Origin of the sequence: Lacipirellula sp. (assembly GCF_965279485.1) — a bacterium.
GTDB lineage: Bacteria > Planctomycetota > Planctomycetia > Pirellulales > Lacipirellulaceae > Lacipirellula.
Window position 1 is genome coordinate 411,772 of sequence record NZ_CBDIIC010000001.1, and the last position, 16,335, is coordinate 428,106.

The following is a 16,335-nucleotide window of genomic DNA, read 5'->3' on the forward strand; positions in this document are numbered from 1 at the left end:
GAAAAACCCCTATCCATAATGCCGAAATGTGCCATCACTACGTGGGCCAAAAGGCCGGGAATCCAATGTACGGCGATGCATTCAGCATCCGCTCGAACCTGCGCCAGATAGGCCTCGGCATCGTACCTGACGGCGGGTTCTACCCCCTGAAGCCCGTCCCTGTCATTCGCCTGGGCGAAGACGGAGAGCGGGGCCTCGACGTTTGCGAATGGGGGCTGCTGCCGTTTTGGTGGAAGCCGTCGGATAAACAACCGAAGCGAGCGGCGTTTCAACGTCAATGCTTCAACGCTCGCAGCGAGACGGCTGACACCAAGCCGACGTACCGGGAAGCGTTCAAGCGACGTCGCTGCCTACTCCCGGCCGTGAAGTTTGAAGAGAAGAAACACTACTTCTCGTTCGCAGGTGAACGACCGTTCGCGTTTGCCGGCCTTTGGGAAACATGGCGTGGCGACGACGGCGAAGTGTTCAGCTGCACGCTACTGACGACCGAACCCAATGAAGAGATTCGCAGCGTCGGCCATCATCGGATGCCGGTCATCTTGCAAAGCGAAGCCGAGTACGAGCGCTGGTTGGATCCGGAGATCGTCGAACGCGGTCCGCTGGAGGACCTGATGCGAACGCTAGCGGACGGCTCGCTGGAGGTTGAGCCGATTGGGAAGTTGTTCTAGCGACGGCCGTAAGTAAATGCCGCCCTGCCCTGCTACGCTGGGCAAAATGTGCGATGTCTGCGGCGATCACTCTCAGTACCGGCTGATGCTTTGCGCTCGCTGCTTTCGCATGCTTCCCCAGGGACTCATGCAACGCTGGCTCGCCGCGTACGGCTCTGCAGAGAAGCTGGCCGTCGCCGCCGCGATCTTCGAATGGGCTAGGGGCCGCCGGGTGCGGGAGAGTTGGGCGGGAAGTACTCCCGATCCGACCAGCGTACGCAGACTTGGCGAGGCGGAGAGCTAGTGACCATCGACGCCACGAAACCGCGAAGCTCGACCCGGCCGCCATTCGCGCACGGCAACGACAACGTCACGCGCTCTCCCACCTTGATGGCCTGCACCTCATGGAGCGGCAGTTCGCTTACGAACGAGTCGCCGAGATCTTCGAGGAAGCCGTATCGAACCCGCTTTTCAAGTGGATCGCTCATGGCGCCATCATAGTCGATCCGAGATTCCCCTGCCCACTTTGCGGACGGCTGCTAATCTTATGGCATGAACTCAGTGGATTGGCGGCAACAAGCACACACGGCGATCGATTCACTCTTCGACGCCGCGGAGAAAACCGACGCCGGCCCGGCGGCCGTCGAACGGTGGAGCCGCTGTCTAATCGCCCTGCTTACCCCAGCCACCGCGGCCGCACGACAGCGACTTTACGGTAGGGCAAGCTTGGAAGTTCCGGTTACAGCCGGAGCTCCTGACGGCCACAAGCCGAGCAGCGCCGGGTTCATTGCTAGCGTGAAGTAGAGCGGGCCGGTCGCCCGCCAAAATAAAATAGGTCGACCCGAAGATCGGGCGGCCGACCATACCAGCGGACACTGAACGATCACAGGTCCGTCGCTGCGCACGTGCGCGGCGACGGGCCTTTTTTTGTGCGCTGGGCCGAGCGGAGCGAGTGATGGTTTGCGGGCCCAAGCGAGTGCGGTCGCCTCACCTGGTCGGCGTCGAGACGGATGCCCTGGCGGATGTGCACACGTTCGACGCCGACGACGACGGCGAACGACCGCTTACCTTTGCCGAGATGTTGGCTGCAGCACGGGCGATGCGTCGCAGCATGACCGGCGTGATGAAAGCGAGGCTGCAATGGGAGGGCCTGGAAGCGGCCGCGGAGGCTTACCGACCCCGACGATCCTTCAGGCGGAGCGACTGATTCGGCAGGGTATGCCGACGTCGCAGATCGCTCGCCAGCTCGGCATCGGCGAGCGGACCGTGCGCGTCATCAAGAGTGGAACGCATTTCACGCAGGTTTTCCGCGACGAGCTGAAGCACTGGCGTTGTCCAGGATGCGGCGGATTGGTGGAGAAGTTCCCCTGCATGTTGTGCGAGATGCGAAAGGCTGGGCTGTGATCTCGATCGACGCTGTTCACAAGATCATCGAGCTCGGCGCCGCCGGACTCAGTTATCGCAAAATTGCGATAAGCGCCGACGTCGCCCGCGGCACAGTAGCCATCGTCCTGCAGGATCCGGAGCGAGCCATCAGGAAACATCGGCCGCGGCCGTCGTCGCCGGCGAGCTCGCAGCGAGTGCTCGGCGACTGCCGCGGTTGCGGGCACGTCGTCCCCATGCCCTGTGTCTACTGCAGCGCCGAACGGGCGAAGCGATTCGGCGTGCAAGTGGCTCCCGCCAACGATGCGCCGCCGCGTTCGTTTGATCCGTCGCCCGCAGAGATCGAAGCCCGGAAGCCACCGCAGCTTCGCCGCCGGCGACGCTCGCAGCGAGTCGAGATCCGCGAGTACTCCGTCCGCGACCTGGTCGCACGCTAGGAAAATGCCGCCTTCGCGGCGACTGTTGAACTGATGCTCGGCACGCTTCTCAACTTGCTGTCGGTGATACGGCGGATCCGCTTCGCGCCGCAGCCGGCGCCGTTGCCTCGCAGCAGCGAAGTGCGGATGACGATTACCGACGCTCGCGTGGCCGGCCTCCTGCAGGCGGGCGACCTGCTGCTCTTCCGCGGCGTCGTGTTCAGCTGGCGAGATCCTCGCACCTATACCAGCAAACTCATCTGCATCGCCTCGCGTGGCATCCACTCGCACGCCGCGAAGCTCGCCTTTTGGGGCGGCCTCCCGTTCGTCGCCGAGGTACGCGAGATGGTCGGCGGCCGTATCGTCACGCTCGATAGCCAGGTGCGGCGGTACCCGGGGCGGATCGACGTCTATCAAGCGAACTGGCGGAACTGCCACGCCGAGTTTAATCGCGTGGGCGTCGTGCGCTACATGCTCGAGCTCGCCGGCTGCAGCTACGGTTGGCGATCGCTGCTCGCCGCGGCGCCGCTTCACCTACCGTTCATTCGCTGGCGCGTGACGCCGAACGTCGACGACGCGTCGCGACCGGTCGGCATGCCGTTTTGCAGCCAGGCCTGCGCGATGGCGGATCGCATTGGCGGTGGCGTCGACGTCGTGCCGAACCTCGCCGATGAAATCACCGAGCCGGGTGACATGGCTCGCAGCGACTTCTACCGCTATGCGTTCACCCTCATTCCGGAGGCGGTCGCATGATCTGCGAATGCTGCGGCCACGAATCGCGCGACGGCTACAAGGTCAATCCGGAGACCGGTCGCGTTAGTCAGTTCAAGTTCTGGTGTCGCTGTTGTTACGAGGCGATCGCCGCGCGTGCGGCGCGGGACGCTTACAGCGGCAGTTCTTCCAAGAGGCCTTACGACAATGCGAGCTAACGCCGTGTATTCCCTGTTGCTCCTGTGGGGAGTTTTGCTAGTCGCCGCCGGCGTCGCGGCGAAGTGCCGCGCCGCCGGCGAGTTGCCGGCGAGCTGCCGGATCCAGGTGCGGACCGATGAGCGATCGCCGGAAGGCTATCAGCTCAACTCGCTAGGCAGCGGTACGCTCGTCGACGTCCGGCCGGCAACGGCGACGCGCGAAGCGGCCGGCCTCATTCTCACTTGTCACCACGTCATTGCCGGCGCTCGCGAGATTGTCATCGAGTTTCCCAACGGCCAGACTCACGGAGCGCTCGTTGTGCAGAGCAACGAAGCTGCCGACCTCGCTGTGCTGGCGATCAAGAATCCGAAGGTCGCTCCCGTGCCGCTGGCGACGTCGTTCCAGCCCGGGGACGAACTAATCGTCGCCGGCTATGGCGGGGAAGGATTATGGCGAGCGGCACGCGGCCGCACGCTGATCAACGACAACGTCTCGCAGGTGAATCTCGTCGTCGGTACCCCTGTCCGCTCCGGAGATTCCGGCGGCCCTGCCCTCAACGCCCGCGGCCAGCTTGTCGGCGTCGTCTGGGGGTGCAACTTCCAGCAGGGAGTAACGTACGTCACGAGCGGCCGGCCGCTCAACGTGATGCTCACGCAGTTCTGCCAGCCCTGCAATCCTGGCGGTAGCGTCTGCGGCCCCGGGGGATGCCCGGGCACGACGCAGGGCGGGATCTTCCAAGGCAACGGCGGCGGACTATTCCAGGGCAATGGAGGCGGCCGACTCATCCAGGGCGCCGATCCGATCCCCACCGGACCCGCAGCTCAGCAGCCGGCCGCGGCCGCGTGCGAGTGCCCGCCCAAGCTCGACGCGATCGATAAGCGGCTCGGCTCGATCGAGTCGTCGCTCGGCACGTTCGCCAAGCGCGACGAGCTGGCGAACTATCTGCGGCGGGACGAAGCGGCTCAGCATACGCCCGATCTTAGCGGGTACGTCAAAACAAGCGAGCTCCCCGCGCCGCCCGACCTGTCGAACGTCGCGACCCGCGATGACGTCGCCGCGATCGCCAAGCAAGCCGACGCCGAAGATAAGACGCTGCTCGAGAAGATCAAAGGCGTCGCCGGCGTCGCCGAAGGAGCCGCAGCCGCGGCCGCGAGCGGCCAGGTTGGTCTGCTGCAAGGGATCGGCGTCGGCAAGATGTTGGCCGTGGCGCTCGGCGTCAGCGGCCCGGTCGGCCTCGGCATCGCCGTCGCCGGCGGGCTGGTCGGCCGCATGCTGAAGAAACGTCTCGCGAGCGCCGGGGGTCGCTCTGAAGACGCGCCCTTTCGCGCCTACGAAAACGGCTAAGCCAACGCCGGCGGCGGCGGCGGTGTTCGCCGGCAACGACGTACGGGTTGTGGCGGTCGACTCGCCGCCGCCGCCCCAAGTCATTCATCCGCAGCAGCAGTTTGTCGGTTACGAGACCGACGCCTATCGCCTCGCTCACGCATTCGCGCGTGAGCAGATGGCGCGCAAATATCCCAAAAGCGTCGAGTACCTCGAAGCCGAGGACGCGATGCTGCAGCAACACCTCAAAGCGCAAAAGTAAGCGAGCCTGCCATGCCAGTCACAAACACCGACGCGATTCTGCACTACTCCGTAGGCGTCTTCGGCGACGCCGGCTATGGCGTACCGAATTGGTCGAACGACGTTGGTTCTATCAATCCGGGCATTATTGACGTCTGCAATCTTATCGGTCAGTCGCTGTTCGCTGTGATGCATCACGAGGATGTCGATCTACGGATCCCGCCGTCGATCAATACTCTCCGGCGTGTGCACAAGCTCTACTTGCGATCGAAGCAGTTGCTCGCCGGCCGAGCCGTCCCGCCGAACGAGGCGAATATGGAGACGGTACACTCGCGCCCCGCGGGTGAAGTCTTCCGCGTGTATCCGGTGCCATTCTTTAAGGTCCGCAATCCGTTTATGCGGCGCTGGGCGGAATGGATCCTAATCGCGCTCGCCGAGGCGATGCAGCACACGGAGAACCGTAAGGAGCTGGAGTTCTCGACGGCGTTCGCTGGCCAGATCGGCCAGTACATGACGCGGGTCTATCAGAACATGGCGATCGAGCTGTTTGGCAAGACTCGAGACGTGGCGATGGCCGCGGGCTTCGAACTCGCCGAGGAAGATTTCACCTCGTTCGATCCGACGAAGTTCTTTACGGCGACCGAGCTGGTCGACACGGTGCCGCGGCTCGATCGAGTCTTCACCGAGGACGGTCTCGAACTCCTCCGCGAAGGGATCCCGGTCACCTATCTGCCGGAGCTCAAGCCCTGGCCGAACAACCTCACCGACTACTACGCGGCCACGCGCACCGATGCGACGGTCGGCGTTAGCGCGGCCGGATCCGCCGCCGCGGCCGCCAGCGGGTTCGTCATGCCGCCGGCGCCGCAACCGTAACAGGTCACGCATCTACCAGGAGTAGACAGCGTATCGGGGCCGCCGCCCTAGGCGGCCCCAGCCTTTTTTTCGAGAGACGATCGCCATGCATGAAGTCACGAGCCACAAAGTGAACGGCCTCAACGAGGCTATCACCGTCAACGCCATCGACATCCCGGGGGATGGCAACGCGAACCATGAGTATCGCATGGCCAGTGAGAACTTCTGTTACGAGCTGAAGTTTCAGAAAGGCCCCATCGGAGACGCTGGGCCCAACGGACTCAGCAACGAGGTGCTGCTCGCCATCGTCGAGGACCGTTTGATCGGTTTCCAGGCTGGCAAGTTCGCTTGCCGCGAGAATGCCGTCGCATTGACGAAGCTGCAGGAGGCCCTGATGTGGCTCCACAAGCGCACCCGTGATCGCGTCGCCCGCGGCGTTGAGGGAAAGAGCCAACTCTAACGTCGCGCATTACTTAACAAACGAGCGTCGCTTCGACGCATTACTTACATCGTTCGAGGCTGCTGCGGCATGGCTGCGGTCACTGTTTGCATTGAGGAGCGGCGCCGATGGTGGGTTCCGCTCGCCATCCTTGCAGTTCGCATCACTGGATCGACGTGGTTGGCGGAGCTCGTCGTTGCGCGCGGGTTGGAGTTTCGATTTCGAATCGGCCTTCACCCTGGCAGGTGGATCCCGATCGCGGCCATCTGCAAACCGAGGATCAAATGGGAATCGAAATAAGCGGCAACACGGTCGACACCGCGGCGATGCGCCGGCAGCTGCAGCTGTACTACGGCTCGCCGAAGTTCGCTGAGGAACTCGCCAAGCGGCTCATGCAAGAGCCAAAGCGGACACCGCCGCGTTATACCGCTAAGAAACTGCTCGGCCTCCACCGCAAGTTGAAGCTCGCCAAGGACGTCCGGCCTGGTCGCAATGCCCCCTGCCCTTGCGGCAGCGGGCGGAAGTTCAAAGTCTGCTGCGGAGTTTTGCCGTGAGAGGTTTGTCGGAAGAAGAGTACTGGGCGGTGGTGAGCCTCGGAATATTGGCTCTCCAGATGGCTCTGTGGGCCGTTGAATCACTTGGAGCGAAACTATGAGTAAAGAATGTCGATCGTTCTGCTTCCGCCTCGCCATGGCAGCCCTCTCGATTTGGTGCCTGATCGACGCGACCAACTTGCGTACCGCCTTAGCCGAAGCGCAAGCAGCTCTTCCCGTTGAGCGGCCGCACGTCGTGAAGCCGTCGCCAGGCGTCTCGCTCCGCTGCCAGGTCGTCGGCGTCGTCGATGGCGACACGCTGGAGGTGGAAGTCATCCGCCGCGTCCGTGTGCGCTTGCTCGATTGCTGGGCTCCCGAGTCGCGAACGACCGACGCGGCCGAGAAAAAAGCCGGCCTCGCTGCAAAGGTTGAACTGTCGGCCGCAGCCGTCGGCAAACGGGCGACCCTGTTTGTGCCGACCGACGCTGCGAGTCGCGTCGGCGACGTCTTTACCTTCGATCGAGTTCTCGGCCACGTCTGGGTCGAAGGTCTTGCCGAATCCCTCTCCGAACACCAGGTGCGGCTGAAACATGCCGCGACCGCTAAGGGTAACCCGGTTGGCCAGTGAGCGTTCCGAAAGCGATTAGCGACAACTCCCCCGTGACGATCGGGCTCGCCGGCGGGTTGGTCGTCGCCGCGTTCTTCGGCGGCAACATGCTCGGCCGCTACGGCAAAACCATCGACGCCGTCGAAGCTCGCCAGGCGGCAGCCGATCAGACGCTCGCCGATCACGGCGCCAGCATCATCGATCACGAAGCGCGGCTGACGACTCAAGAGCGGCTCTCTCATAGCCGCGACGTCGCCGCGAAGTAACGGAGGCCTCCGCCATGTTCATGTCTTGGGAAGAGGTGGCGCTGCGCCATCGCCGTCGAGCTCGCCGCGGCTGGCTCATTCTGCTCGCCATGCTTGTTGCCACCGTGTGGACGTGCTTGTTCGGCGCCGTCGGCCATGGCCAGTGTTACGACGCGACGATCGGCCGGCAGCTCGCCGGCGTGAAGGGATCCGTTTCCGTCGACGTCGTCTACAACGCGTATCCCTGGCTCGGCTACAAGCAGGTTCCCAGCGATCACAAAAACGCGATCGTCACGATCGATTACGAACCGACGACTCTTCAGGGGATTCGCCGGCAGCCGCTTGATCCGCGGTTCGGCTCGCTCGACGCGATCGCGGCGACTCATCGCGAGCTCTATGACGCGTTGGAAGCGATTCGCCCTGCCGCCAAGGCGGGCAAGACGCGCATCGGCGTCTACAGCTGGTTCGAACATACGCCGTTTAATCCCGAGTTCATTCTCGACTCGCCGCGGCAGTATTTCGCCAACGTTCGGACGACGGCCGAGCTGCAGGTTTACCCGGGCAAGACGCTACGCGATCAGATGATCGACCTCGGCGGCGTGAATTGGACGGACAACTACGTGCCGTTCGGCTGGAACAACGAAACGTGGGGGCTGGAGAAGTTCCTGATCATGTGCGAGCGCAAGGCGGCCGCGCTTGAAGCGGCCGGCGTGCCCGCCATTCCACAGATTCGGCCGATGACCGTTGGCGAGAAGAGTGTTCCCGTGAAGCCGGCAATCGTCCGCGCTTGGGTGCTCTGGGCGAGATATCGCTACCGGGACCAGTGGAGCGTGTGGGCGCCCGCCGGCGAATGCACGCCGGAATTTATTGAGTGTCTGAAGTAAGCCTGTCCGTCGTTCGTTCGTTGTCAACCTGGTGATAGGTGCCCTCACGATGTTTCGATTCCTCTCTGCGATTTGGCTCAGCCTGGTGACGACGGCCGTTGCCCTCGGCGCCGTTCCTTTGCCGGCCGGCGCCGATGATCCGGTGTCGCGTTGGGCCAGCGAGGGTCTGTTCGACGCCACCGCCGGCGGCAATGCGATTACCGCAACCGGCGGGCAGGTTGCAGGCTGGCAAGATCTCGTCGCGTCGCTGCGACTTGCGCAATCCACTGCTGCCCAGCGGCCGAAGTGGCACGCCGAAAAAGGACTCGTGTGGTTTGAGTCGGGAGCCGACCAGCGGATGCTCGCTTCGAAAAGCGGCAATCGCAATAGCTTCTCCCTCTACCTCATTGGCGACATCGAGCCGTTGCGACGCGGCTGGACCGGTTCGGCTTTCAGTGGACCGGGCGGAGGCATGCGAGACCTGATGGCCCTCGATCCGGCCATCTACTTTTCCATGTCATGCCAGGACCTCGGCGGCGTCGGCCAGATCGGAAACCCCGGGTGTCTCTCGTTTTTCGCGGGCTCCTATACCCACACCAATCTCCGCGTCCCGTCGTCGCGATGCCTAATCGGTTACTCCGGTGGCACGAATTACCGCGTGCGCGTGAACGGAGCGACCGAGGCTGGGCCCGCAACGTCGTCGACCGCATTCACGACGTTTCAAGTCGGCTTCAATGCGGCCGCCCGAGGGACGCACGGCGGCGTCAAAGAGATCCTGCTGTACTCGCGCCAGCTCACCGACGCGCAGGAAGAAGCCCTCTATCGTTGGGCGGTGAACTATCGCGGCGTCGTCGACGCGGCGAACGCCCCGGCCGTCGTCGTTTGCGAAGGCGACTCGAACTCGGATGGCGTGAAATGCACGATGGGGCAGAACTGGTTCAACCAGCTCATGCAGCCTTACGGCTACGTCGCGAAGTACAACCTGGCCGAAGCGGGCATGCAGCTCGACGGGCTACAGACCGCGGCGGCCGCCCGCGTCGACGTCCTCATTCAAAAAGGGAAGCCGAACCTACTGTTCGTGTTTGCCGGCACGAACGACATCGAGCTCGCCGGCCAGACCGGCGCCCAGGCCTACGCTCGCCTCCAGACGTATTGCGCCGCGAGGAAGGCGGCCGGCTGGGACAAGGTCATCGTGTTGACGATGCTGCCCCGGGGCATCGTCGCGAACACGGAGACGTATCGCGGCAACTTCAACACGCTCATCCGAGCCGCTTGTGCAGAGCCGACGCCTTATGGGCCGCGGGTCTTCGCAAAGTCGCCCGGCGGAACGCTCTCCTGCGACTTCATCGTCGACGTCGGCGCCCACCCGGAGCTTGGCATCGCCGGCGCCCAGAACAATACGACGCTGTTCGACGCTGACAAGATCCACTTCAAAGACGTCGCGGCCAAGATGATCGCCGACGATTGCGCGTCACTGACCGGAGCGCTGATCGGCAACAGCAGCGGCTTCTCGCCGACCGATCGGCTATTGCTCGCGAACATCGTCGATAAGGCGACGACGGCCGCGACGCAATCGACGGCCGCGGCGGCCGACGCGGTGACGATCAAGGGGCGGACCAACAATCTTCCGCCCGCCCCGGCTGGCACGAATGGCGGCTTGCCCACGGTGAATGCGAGCAACCAGATCGCCGGCATCGCTGCCGGCGGGATCGACGTCATCGTCGACGCTTTCTGGGATGAGCCGGTGAGCGATCACAACGGCGAGGGCGACGCCGGCCGCGTGCTAAGCGATAAGCCGAGCGACGTACAAATTCGCGATTCGATCCTCCAAGCAACGCTGGCGAGCTTCAATGGCAACAACAGCGTTGGACAGGCTCTGAACTGGATGAAGGCGACGATGGATGCGTCCGGCCAGTTCACACCGCAATCGCTCGCCGACGCGCCTGCCGGTGGCGTGACCTATATCTCGCCAATCACCGTCGACAAGGCACGCACTTGGCGGCCAGATCCGCTCAACGCCTCGAAGGCCGAGAACATCGTCACGGTCAAAGGCCCCGTGATTGGGACGCTCGCGGCGATCATGCCGCTCAATCCCGATGCGGACATCGACGAGCCCGAGGACGTCACGATCATCGGACCCGTCGTCGACGGCGAGCCGCTGGAGTTCACGGCCACGGATCTTAAGAAATCGGCGGACGGCCGTCAGATTCATTTCAACGTTCCAGACCTCGCGGTGAAGGGCGTTTACAAAGTGACGCCCACCGTGAGCACGGTCGACGGCCAGACGCCGTCGATGGACTGCACATTGATTGTGAGATGACCCATGTCTAAAGCGATTGTGCACGGCGCCCCGCTGCTCGAGGCGCTGGGCATCCCTGCTGAGGGAGTTCGGAAAGCGACCATCGTGCTTGAGTACGGCAAGGCGCCGACGGTGGTTGTGGAGCGGATAGGGAGACTCGACATCGAGTCGCAGGCGTTTCAGCAAGTCACCAATTCTTACGCGTTAAGACCCCTATGCCCAACGGCCCACGCAAACGCACCCGCCCCTGGCAGGAGATCGACACACGGCGGCTAACGCCTACTGAGCGTGGTTATGACGCCGGCTGGACTGCAGCGAGTGCGCTCTATCGGAGGCAGCATCCGACGTGCGTGCTGTGCGAACTGAAAGGGAAGGTGAGCCCGAGCGAATGCGTTGATCACATCATCCCCATCCACTGCTGCCCTGAACTGAAGATGGAGGCAGAGAACTGGGCTGCGCTTTGTTGGACATGCCACTCCTATAAGACCACCAAGGAACCGCGAGAAAAATGGTTACCGAATAGAGGCCGGGTGGTTGTGTGCGGCGTGCCTGGCACGGGCAAGAGTACATGGGCGCACGCGCAAAGCGTGCCGGTGTTCGACGCCGATGAGCTGGGCTTGAGCGGGTGGGAGCAGATCATCCCCGCCCGATCAGCGTGGATCGGTGAGCAGAGCGGCCCCTGCATCGTGATCGTCGCGTCGACGCTCACTGCAGCGCTCGTTGCGAGGGAGCTGAGAGGCGTCGTGCGGCACCTAACCGAGCGTCATATCGACCGAAAATGCCGTTACGGCAGCTAACTTACAAACGGGACGGCGTTGGTCGTTTTGCGACCAGCCAAAGTGGCAGCCGTCTCAAAACTAGACGGGGGGGGTGGTCAAAAAGTGACCAGGCCCCCTTTAACTACCGCTTCCCCCAGCGTGCAGTTTTTTTGGCGAAAAAATATTTTTTGGTTCCGAGATAAAGCGGATGGGGAGGCACCCAAAGACTGAAGAGCAGCTCGCAGCGAGCGGCGGCTATCGAGCCGATCGCCACGCCGGCCGGAAGAACTCACCGAAGTTCGACGGCGTTCCGACACCGCCGGCGGGGCTGAGTTTCGCGGCGCGAAAGCATTGGGACGTCGTCGTTCCCGCGCTGATCGAGGGCGGGTTGGCGAAGGCGATCGACGCGCCGGCGCTTGCCGCGATGTGCGAGGCCTGGTCGGAGTACTGCGAAGCGATCGCAATGCGAGTGGATCCCGAATTCATCGACGTGCGGCGTAAGCGGCAAATGTTAATTAGCAGCGCGCTTCGCGCGTGGCGGGATCTCGCGGCTCGCTTCGGTATGACGCCGAGCGATCGCGCACGGCTAGAGGTGGCGCCGGATGGCAAAGAAGAAAACCCGTTCCTCGCGCTCTGGCAACAGCCGGCCCAAACCAAAACCCAAGCCAAAGGCAAAGGCAATGGCCCGACCAAGAAATAGACCGGAGCCGACGGATCCGAAAGGGCGCTTTGAGCAGTACATCCAAGACGTCATCAGCGGCCGGCGCGTCACCGGTCTCCTGGAGAAGCAAGCCGTTCGTCGGCACCTGAAAGATCTCAAGCGATCGCGTCGCAGCGGAATCTACTTTGACGAAGATCTCGCGACGCGCGCGTGCAATTTCTTTCCCCTACTGAAACACACTGACGGAGAGTGGGCGGGTCAGCCCTTCGAATTGAAACCGCTGCAGCTGTTCATCGTGTGGTGTCTCTTCGGCTGGCGTCGCGTGAAGGATGGCATGCGGCGCTATCGTCGCGCCTTTCTGTCGATGGCTCGCGGCAACGGCAAGACTTACTTCGCCGCGGTTCTCACGCTGCTGCTCTTCGCGTTCGATTGTCCGCCCGAACCGCGGGCGGAATGCTTCGCCGCGGCGACGACCAAGAAGCAAGCCCGCCAAGTTTGGGGCGACGTCAAAGCGCTCGTCGAAGCGCGGCCCGAACTCAAGCAGCTGATTCGCATCTTCGCGAACGTGATGACTGTGCCGGCGACGGGCGCCACGTTCGAACCGCTAGGCGGCGTCGGGAAAAGTGCCGACGGCAAACGGCCTCACCTCATCATCTGCGACGAGCTGCACGCGTGGATGGATGAGCATCGCGAACTGTGGGATAAGCTGACGACGGCCATGGGCAAGCGGCGGCAGCCGCTCTTCCTGATCATCACGACGGCGGGCAGCGACGAGAGCGAACTGTGGGAGGAGCAATACGACTTGGCGGTGAAGATCCTCGACCCGAAAGTCGCGTTCAATCTCGACGATTGGTTCGTGATGATCTGCGAGATCGACGAAGGCGACAAGTGGTACGACGAAAAGATTTGGCCGAAGTCGAACCCGTTGATGAACGACGGCGTGATCAAGATCGACGAGCTCCGCTCGCTCGCCAAGATCGCTCGCGAGGATCCCGTTGAGAAGAACAACTTTCTCCGGTACCGGTGCAACACCAAGGTCACCGCGCTTACGAAGCTGATCAGCAGTGACCTCTGGGCCCGCGGCGGCGGCAAGCTCCCGGATCTTAAGGATCTCACCGGCCGCGGCGGTTTCGACTGGGGATGGAAAGACGACCTGGCGGCGATGGCCCTGACGTTTCCGCTCGATCGAGTTGCCGTCGGCGACGAGCTGCTGCGATCGTACGCGACGCTCTGCCAGGCGTTCATCCCTGAATCAACCAAGCGCAACCTGGCCGAGGAACCGTGGGCGGGTTGGATCGCCGGCGGCTGGCTCAAGGTCACGGCCGGCGAGACGACGGACACCGCGGCGATCTACGGCCAGCTGGCCGAGTGGCAGGAACTTTACGGCATCCGTTCGTGGGCGATGGATCCTAACAACTGCCGCGAGTTCGGCAGTCGGATTCAGGCGGAGTATGGCATCGAACCGTTTTGGTTCGGGCAGACGCACGGCCGCTACAACGAGCCGACGCGCGAACTCATTACTGCAGTTCGCGAACGGCGATTCTTCCACGGCGACAACCCGCTCCTCGCCTGGTCGATGCAGAACATCATCGCCAGCACCGATAGCCGCGGTTACATCAAACCCGAAAAGCGGAAGTCGAAAGAGAAGATCGACCCCGCGTGCGCCGTGATCATGTCGCTCAGCGAATGCCTGTTCGGCGAACGGGAAGCGGCGAGCTTCTACGACTCTCATGAATTCGAGGCAGGATAACAACCATGTTAGATCTGTGGTCCCAATCCGTGGTTGCTCCTGGCCAATCGTCGCCGCTGGAAATGCCGCTCAACCTGTCGCTCGAAAACCCGCGCGTCAGCTTGGCGGATCCCGAGGCGTACGACGATCTCACCGACGGCATCGAGTCGGGCAGCGGCGTCGCCGTCAGCCGTGCGCGTGCGCTCGCCATTCCCGCGGTGTGGCAGGCGATCGACCAAATCAGCGGCGACGTCGCCAAGCTTCCGATTGATCTCTTCAAGAAAAACAAAGAGACCGACGATCGCCAGGAGGCGCTTGAACATCCGGTGTTCAAGTTGGTCCGCCGCAAGCCGAACCGTGAGATGGACGCCTACAAGTTCTGGCGCCGCGTCATGGTGCACCGGCTCTTTTGGGATAACGCGTACGTTTACATTTCGCGTCGACTCAATGGAACTATCCACGAACTGATTCCGATGTTGCCCGATCGCACCGAAGCGGTGCGCGTCGACGGGCAATTGTTCTACGACACCGAAGTGAACGGCACTGTTTACCGGTTATTCCCTGAGCAAGTCTGGCATATTGAGGGGATTTGCTGCGATGGTCTCACCGCGCTCAATATGATGCGCTTCGCGCGTGAGGCCTTCGGCCTAGCGCTCGCTCGGCAGAAGTGCTCGGCGAAGTTCTTCCAGAACGGCATGCGCACGGGCGGCATTCTGGAGATCTCTTCGGCAGTCGCCAAAGGCACGGCCGATAAGATCGAGCAGGGTTTCCGAAAGAGTTATGAGTCGGTTGAGGAAGCGTTCAAGACGGTCATCCTTCGCGAAGGCGCTAAGTTCCACATGGCTCAGCTGAGCCCGGAGCAAACGCAGATGACCGAGAGCAGCCGCGACTCGGTGCGCGACGCCGCTCGCTACTTTAACACTCGGCCGAGTAGGCTCGGCGAGGAAGCGAAGGCGAGCTTCGCCAGTAAGTCGGAAGACAATCGCGACTATCTCGACACGACGCTCTCCCCTCATCTGGCGTCGATCATCGCGCAGTCGAACGACAAGCTGCTGACGGAAGAAGAACTCGCGGCCGGCTACTATCTCGAGTACAACCTCGCCGCTCTGCTGCAGATGGATTTTAAGAGCGTCTGCGAATCGCTCTCAGTGCTACGGTCAGCTGAAATCCTCAGCCCGAATGAATGCCGGGCGGTGATCAATTACAACCGTCGCGACGACGCCGGCGGCGACAAGTTCGGCAATCCGAACACGACGTCGAATAAGGGAAGCGATAACGCCGCGGCCGTCGCGGCCGCTCATCGCAAGCTGCTCGCCAACACGCTCGATCGCATGGTCGCGATGGTCGACGGCAAAGCCTCGCGCAACTCGTCGCTGCCGAACAACCTGATTGAATGGGTTTCGGCAAAGCTGCCCGGCCTGCAGAAAACGGTGCGAGCCGCAGTGACGCCCGTGATCGAAGCGCACGCGGCCGTCGCCGGCGTCGACGCCGAGCCACTCGTTGCGAAGGCGACCAGCTCATTCATGCTGCAGATGCGAGTGACGCTCCTGCAGTTGGCGAACACTGTACCCGCCGGCGCCCTCAAGGCGACCGTCAACCAAACCCTCGCCGACGTTTCGTGCGAATCGATCGCCGAGGAAGTCATTCCCATGGGAGAACCAAACGGTGAATAAGTTATTCAATCGGGTCAGCGATCGCAAAGCCGAACTGCTAATCTACGGCGACATTGGCGGTCAGTACTACGGCGGCATCACGGCGCGAGACTTCATTCAGCAGCTGCAAGACTTGGGCGACGTCGACGAAATCGTCGCCCGGATCAACAGCGTCGGCGGTCTCATCCATGAAGGGTTTGCGATCTTCAACGCGCTCCGAGCGCACAAAGCCGAAGTCACCACGCGGATCGAAGGCGTCGCGGCGAGCATTGCCAGCGTCATCGCTCTCGCCGGCGACAAACGCGAGATCGCCAAGAATGCTCACTTCATGATCCATCGCGCGTGGAACGTCTGCATCGGCCATGCCGACGACATGCGGCAGACGGCCGTCACGCTCGAATCAATGGAAGGGAAGATCCTCGATATCTACTGTGCGGCCGCGGCGTCGACGCCGCGCGAGGAGATCTTCCAAATCATGAAGGAAGAGACCTGGCTCCCGTCCGAGCGTGCGCTGGAGATGGGCTTCGTCCAGGAAGTGTACGACGACGACTCGTCCACGGAATCGGCGATGGCCATGACGTTTGATCTGAGCCGCTTCAAGCACCCGCCGGCATCGCTCAAAGCGAAGGCGCCGAACGCAGAGCTCGCGGCGATGGCGGAGTCGCAGCGGATGGCCGACGAGGTTGCTGTCAGGCTGCGAATGCTTGACCTTGACGAGGCAGCGTAATACTCTTCCTTGTCACCAAACATAGCCGCGGGGTGCGGCGACTGGCGCAGCC

The 16,335-nt window shown here is 62.7% G+C and carries 22 protein-coding genes; 21 read left to right on the top strand and 1 reads right to left on the bottom strand.

Features of this window, described 5'->3' with window-relative positions; all coding sequences use genetic code 11:
* Positions 1-26 precede the first annotated feature (26 nt).
* On the top strand, positions 27-668 hold the full coding sequence (locus ACQY7R_RS01750; protein ID WP_428303880.1) for an SOS response-associated peptidase: 642 nt from the start codon (positions 27-29) through the stop codon (positions 666-668).
* A 197-nt stretch (positions 669-865) separates the two neighbouring features.
* Here ACQY7R_RS01750 and ACQY7R_RS01755 read toward each other — a convergent pair whose 3' ends face one another.
* A complete protein-coding gene (locus ACQY7R_RS01755) occupies positions 866-1,135 on the bottom strand; it encodes a hypothetical protein (RefSeq protein ID WP_428303881.1) in 270 nt (89 codons plus the stop codon).
* A gap of 64 nt (positions 1,136-1,199) precedes the next feature.
* Here ACQY7R_RS01755 and ACQY7R_RS01760 point away from each other — a divergent pair, with 64 nt between their 5' ends.
* The 20 genes from ACQY7R_RS01760 (at position 1,200) to ACQY7R_RS01855 (ending at position 16,283) form a co-directional block, all read left to right on the top strand.
* Entirely contained in the window at positions 1,200-1,451 is a 252-nt protein-coding gene (locus tag ACQY7R_RS01760; protein WP_428303882.1) for a hypothetical protein, read from the top strand.
* A 151-nt stretch (positions 1,452-1,602) separates the two neighbouring features.
* Positions 1,603-1,854, top strand: a complete 252-nt coding sequence (locus ACQY7R_RS01765; RefSeq protein WP_428303883.1) for a hypothetical protein — start codon at positions 1,603-1,605, stop codon at positions 1,852-1,854.
* A gap of 11 nt (positions 1,855-1,865) precedes the next feature.
* Positions 1,866-2,051 (top strand): hypothetical protein, encoded by a 186-nt coding sequence (locus ACQY7R_RS01770; protein ID WP_428303884.1) that lies wholly within the window; start codon positions 1,866-1,868, stop codon positions 2,049-2,051.
* On the top strand, positions 2,048-2,467 hold the full coding sequence (locus ACQY7R_RS01775; RefSeq protein WP_428303885.1) for a hypothetical protein: 420 nt from the start codon (positions 2,048-2,050) through the stop codon (positions 2,465-2,467). The genes ACQY7R_RS01770 and ACQY7R_RS01775 overlap by 4 nt, the downstream gene beginning before the upstream one ends.
* 33 nt (positions 2,468-2,500) lie before the next feature.
* Complete coding sequence (locus ACQY7R_RS01780; RefSeq protein ID WP_428303886.1) at positions 2,501-3,199, top strand: hypothetical protein; 699 nt, start codon at positions 2,501-2,503, stop codon at positions 3,197-3,199.
* Positions 3,196-3,375 (top strand): hypothetical protein, encoded by a 180-nt coding sequence (locus ACQY7R_RS01785; RefSeq protein WP_428303887.1) that lies wholly within the window; start codon positions 3,196-3,198, stop codon positions 3,373-3,375. The genes ACQY7R_RS01780 and ACQY7R_RS01785 overlap by 4 nt, the downstream gene beginning before the upstream one ends.
* A 4-nt stretch (positions 3,376-3,379) precedes the next feature.
* Positions 3,380-4,699, top strand: a complete 1,320-nt coding sequence (locus ACQY7R_RS01790) for a S1C family serine protease (RefSeq protein WP_428303888.1) — start codon at positions 3,380-3,382, stop codon at positions 4,697-4,699.
* A gap of 22 nt (positions 4,700-4,721) precedes the next feature.
* Entirely contained in the window at positions 4,722-4,940 is a 219-nt protein-coding gene (locus ACQY7R_RS01795; protein ID WP_428303889.1) for a hypothetical protein, read from the top strand.
* Between the two features lie 11 nt (positions 4,941-4,951).
* Positions 4,952-5,791 (top strand): hypothetical protein, encoded by an 840-nt coding sequence (locus ACQY7R_RS01800; protein WP_428303890.1) that lies wholly within the window; start codon positions 4,952-4,954, stop codon positions 5,789-5,791.
* Positions 5,792-5,876: 85 nt separating this feature from the next.
* Positions 5,877-6,230 carry a hypothetical protein gene (locus tag ACQY7R_RS01805; RefSeq protein ID WP_428303891.1) on the top strand — a complete coding sequence of 118 codons (354 nt, stop codon included), beginning with the start codon at positions 5,877-5,879 and terminating at the stop codon, positions 6,228-6,230.
* Positions 6,231-6,493: 263 nt separating this feature from the next.
* On the top strand, positions 6,494-6,763 hold the full coding sequence (locus ACQY7R_RS01810) for an SEC-C metal-binding domain-containing protein (RefSeq protein WP_428303892.1): 270 nt from the start codon (positions 6,494-6,496) through the stop codon (positions 6,761-6,763).
* 97 nt (positions 6,764-6,860) lie between these two features.
* Positions 6,861-7,370, top strand: coding sequence for a thermonuclease family protein (locus tag ACQY7R_RS01815; protein ID WP_428303893.1), 510 nt, complete (start codon positions 6,861-6,863; stop codon positions 7,368-7,370).
* Complete coding sequence (locus tag ACQY7R_RS01820; protein ID WP_428303894.1) at positions 7,367-7,615, top strand: hypothetical protein; 249 nt, start codon at positions 7,367-7,369, stop codon at positions 7,613-7,615. Before ACQY7R_RS01815 ends, ACQY7R_RS01820 begins: the two co-directional genes overlap by 4 nt.
* Positions 7,616-7,629: 14 nt before the next feature.
* The gene (locus ACQY7R_RS01825; protein WP_428303895.1) at positions 7,630-8,478 is read left to right on the top strand and encodes a hypothetical protein; all 849 of its coding nucleotides are present in this window, start codon (positions 7,630-7,632) and stop codon (positions 8,476-8,478) included.
* A gap of 49 nt (positions 8,479-8,527) precedes the next feature.
* Positions 8,528-10,777: an SGNH/GDSL hydrolase family protein gene (locus tag ACQY7R_RS01830; protein WP_428303896.1), complete on the top strand. Its 2,250-nt coding sequence runs from the start codon at positions 8,528-8,530 to the stop codon at positions 10,775-10,777.
* A gap of 194 nt (positions 10,778-10,971) precedes the next feature.
* On the top strand, positions 10,972-11,553 hold the full coding sequence (locus tag ACQY7R_RS01835; RefSeq protein ID WP_428303897.1) for an HNH endonuclease: 582 nt from the start codon (positions 10,972-10,974) through the stop codon (positions 11,551-11,553).
* A gap of 169 nt (positions 11,554-11,722) precedes the next feature.
* Positions 11,723-12,214: a P27 family phage terminase small subunit gene (locus ACQY7R_RS01840; protein ID WP_428303898.1), complete on the top strand. Its 492-nt coding sequence runs from the start codon at positions 11,723-11,725 to the stop codon at positions 12,212-12,214.
* Positions 12,195-13,925 (top strand): terminase large subunit, encoded by a 1,731-nt coding sequence (locus ACQY7R_RS01845; RefSeq protein ID WP_428303899.1) that lies wholly within the window; start codon positions 12,195-12,197, stop codon positions 13,923-13,925. The genes ACQY7R_RS01840 and ACQY7R_RS01845 overlap by 20 nt, the downstream gene beginning before the upstream one ends.
* 5 nt (positions 13,926-13,930) lie before the next feature.
* Positions 13,931-15,577, top strand: coding sequence for a phage portal protein (locus tag ACQY7R_RS01850; protein ID WP_428303900.1), 1,647 nt, complete (start codon positions 13,931-13,933; stop codon positions 15,575-15,577).
* Positions 15,570-16,283, top strand: a complete 714-nt coding sequence (locus ACQY7R_RS01855) for a head maturation protease, ClpP-related (protein WP_428303901.1) — start codon at positions 15,570-15,572, stop codon at positions 16,281-16,283. The genes ACQY7R_RS01850 and ACQY7R_RS01855 overlap by 8 nt, the downstream gene beginning before the upstream one ends.
* The last annotated feature ends 52 nt before the right edge of the window (positions 16,284-16,335 follow it).

What these genes read in the sequence shown, in the direction of transcription:
- ACQY7R_RS01750 (WP_428303880.1), top strand. Translation starts at nt 27, where the DNA reads ATGTGCCATCACTACGTGGGCCAAAAGGCCGGGAATCCAATGTACGGC.
- ACQY7R_RS01755 (WP_428303881.1), bottom strand. Translation starts at nt 1,135, where the DNA reads ATGAGCGATCCACTTGAAAAGCGGGTTCGATACGGCTTCCTCGAAGAT.
- ACQY7R_RS01760 (WP_428303882.1), top strand. Translation starts at nt 1,200, where the DNA reads ATGAACTCAGTGGATTGGCGGCAACAAGCACACACGGCGATCGATTCA.
- ACQY7R_RS01765 (WP_428303883.1), top strand. Translation starts at nt 1,603, where the DNA reads ATGGTTTGCGGGCCCAAGCGAGTGCGGTCGCCTCACCTGGTCGGCGTC.
- ACQY7R_RS01770 (WP_428303884.1), top strand. Translation starts at nt 1,866, where the DNA reads ATGCCGACGTCGCAGATCGCTCGCCAGCTCGGCATCGGCGAGCGGACC.
- ACQY7R_RS01780 (WP_428303886.1), top strand. Translation starts at nt 2,501, where the DNA reads ATGCTCGGCACGCTTCTCAACTTGCTGTCGGTGATACGGCGGATCCGC.
- ACQY7R_RS01785 (WP_428303887.1), top strand. Translation starts at nt 3,196, where the DNA reads ATGATCTGCGAATGCTGCGGCCACGAATCGCGCGACGGCTACAAGGTC.
- ACQY7R_RS01800 (WP_428303890.1), top strand. Translation starts at nt 4,952, where the DNA reads ATGCCAGTCACAAACACCGACGCGATTCTGCACTACTCCGTAGGCGTC.
- ACQY7R_RS01805 (WP_428303891.1), top strand. Translation starts at nt 5,877, where the DNA reads ATGCATGAAGTCACGAGCCACAAAGTGAACGGCCTCAACGAGGCTATC.
- ACQY7R_RS01810 (WP_428303892.1), top strand. Translation starts at nt 6,494, where the DNA reads ATGGGAATCGAAATAAGCGGCAACACGGTCGACACCGCGGCGATGCGC.
- ACQY7R_RS01815 (WP_428303893.1), top strand. Translation starts at nt 6,861, where the DNA reads ATGAGTAAAGAATGTCGATCGTTCTGCTTCCGCCTCGCCATGGCAGCC.
- ACQY7R_RS01825 (WP_428303895.1), top strand. Translation starts at nt 7,630, where the DNA reads ATGTTCATGTCTTGGGAAGAGGTGGCGCTGCGCCATCGCCGTCGAGCT.
- ACQY7R_RS01830 (WP_428303896.1), top strand. Translation starts at nt 8,528, where the DNA reads ATGTTTCGATTCCTCTCTGCGATTTGGCTCAGCCTGGTGACGACGGCC.
- ACQY7R_RS01835 (WP_428303897.1), top strand. Translation starts at nt 10,972, where the DNA reads ATGCCCAACGGCCCACGCAAACGCACCCGCCCCTGGCAGGAGATCGAC.
- ACQY7R_RS01840 (WP_428303898.1), top strand. Translation starts at nt 11,723, where the DNA reads ATGGGGAGGCACCCAAAGACTGAAGAGCAGCTCGCAGCGAGCGGCGGC.
- ACQY7R_RS01845 (WP_428303899.1), top strand. Translation starts at nt 12,195, where the DNA reads ATGGCCCGACCAAGAAATAGACCGGAGCCGACGGATCCGAAAGGGCGC.
- ACQY7R_RS01850 (WP_428303900.1), top strand. Translation starts at nt 13,931, where the DNA reads ATGTTAGATCTGTGGTCCCAATCCGTGGTTGCTCCTGGCCAATCGTCG.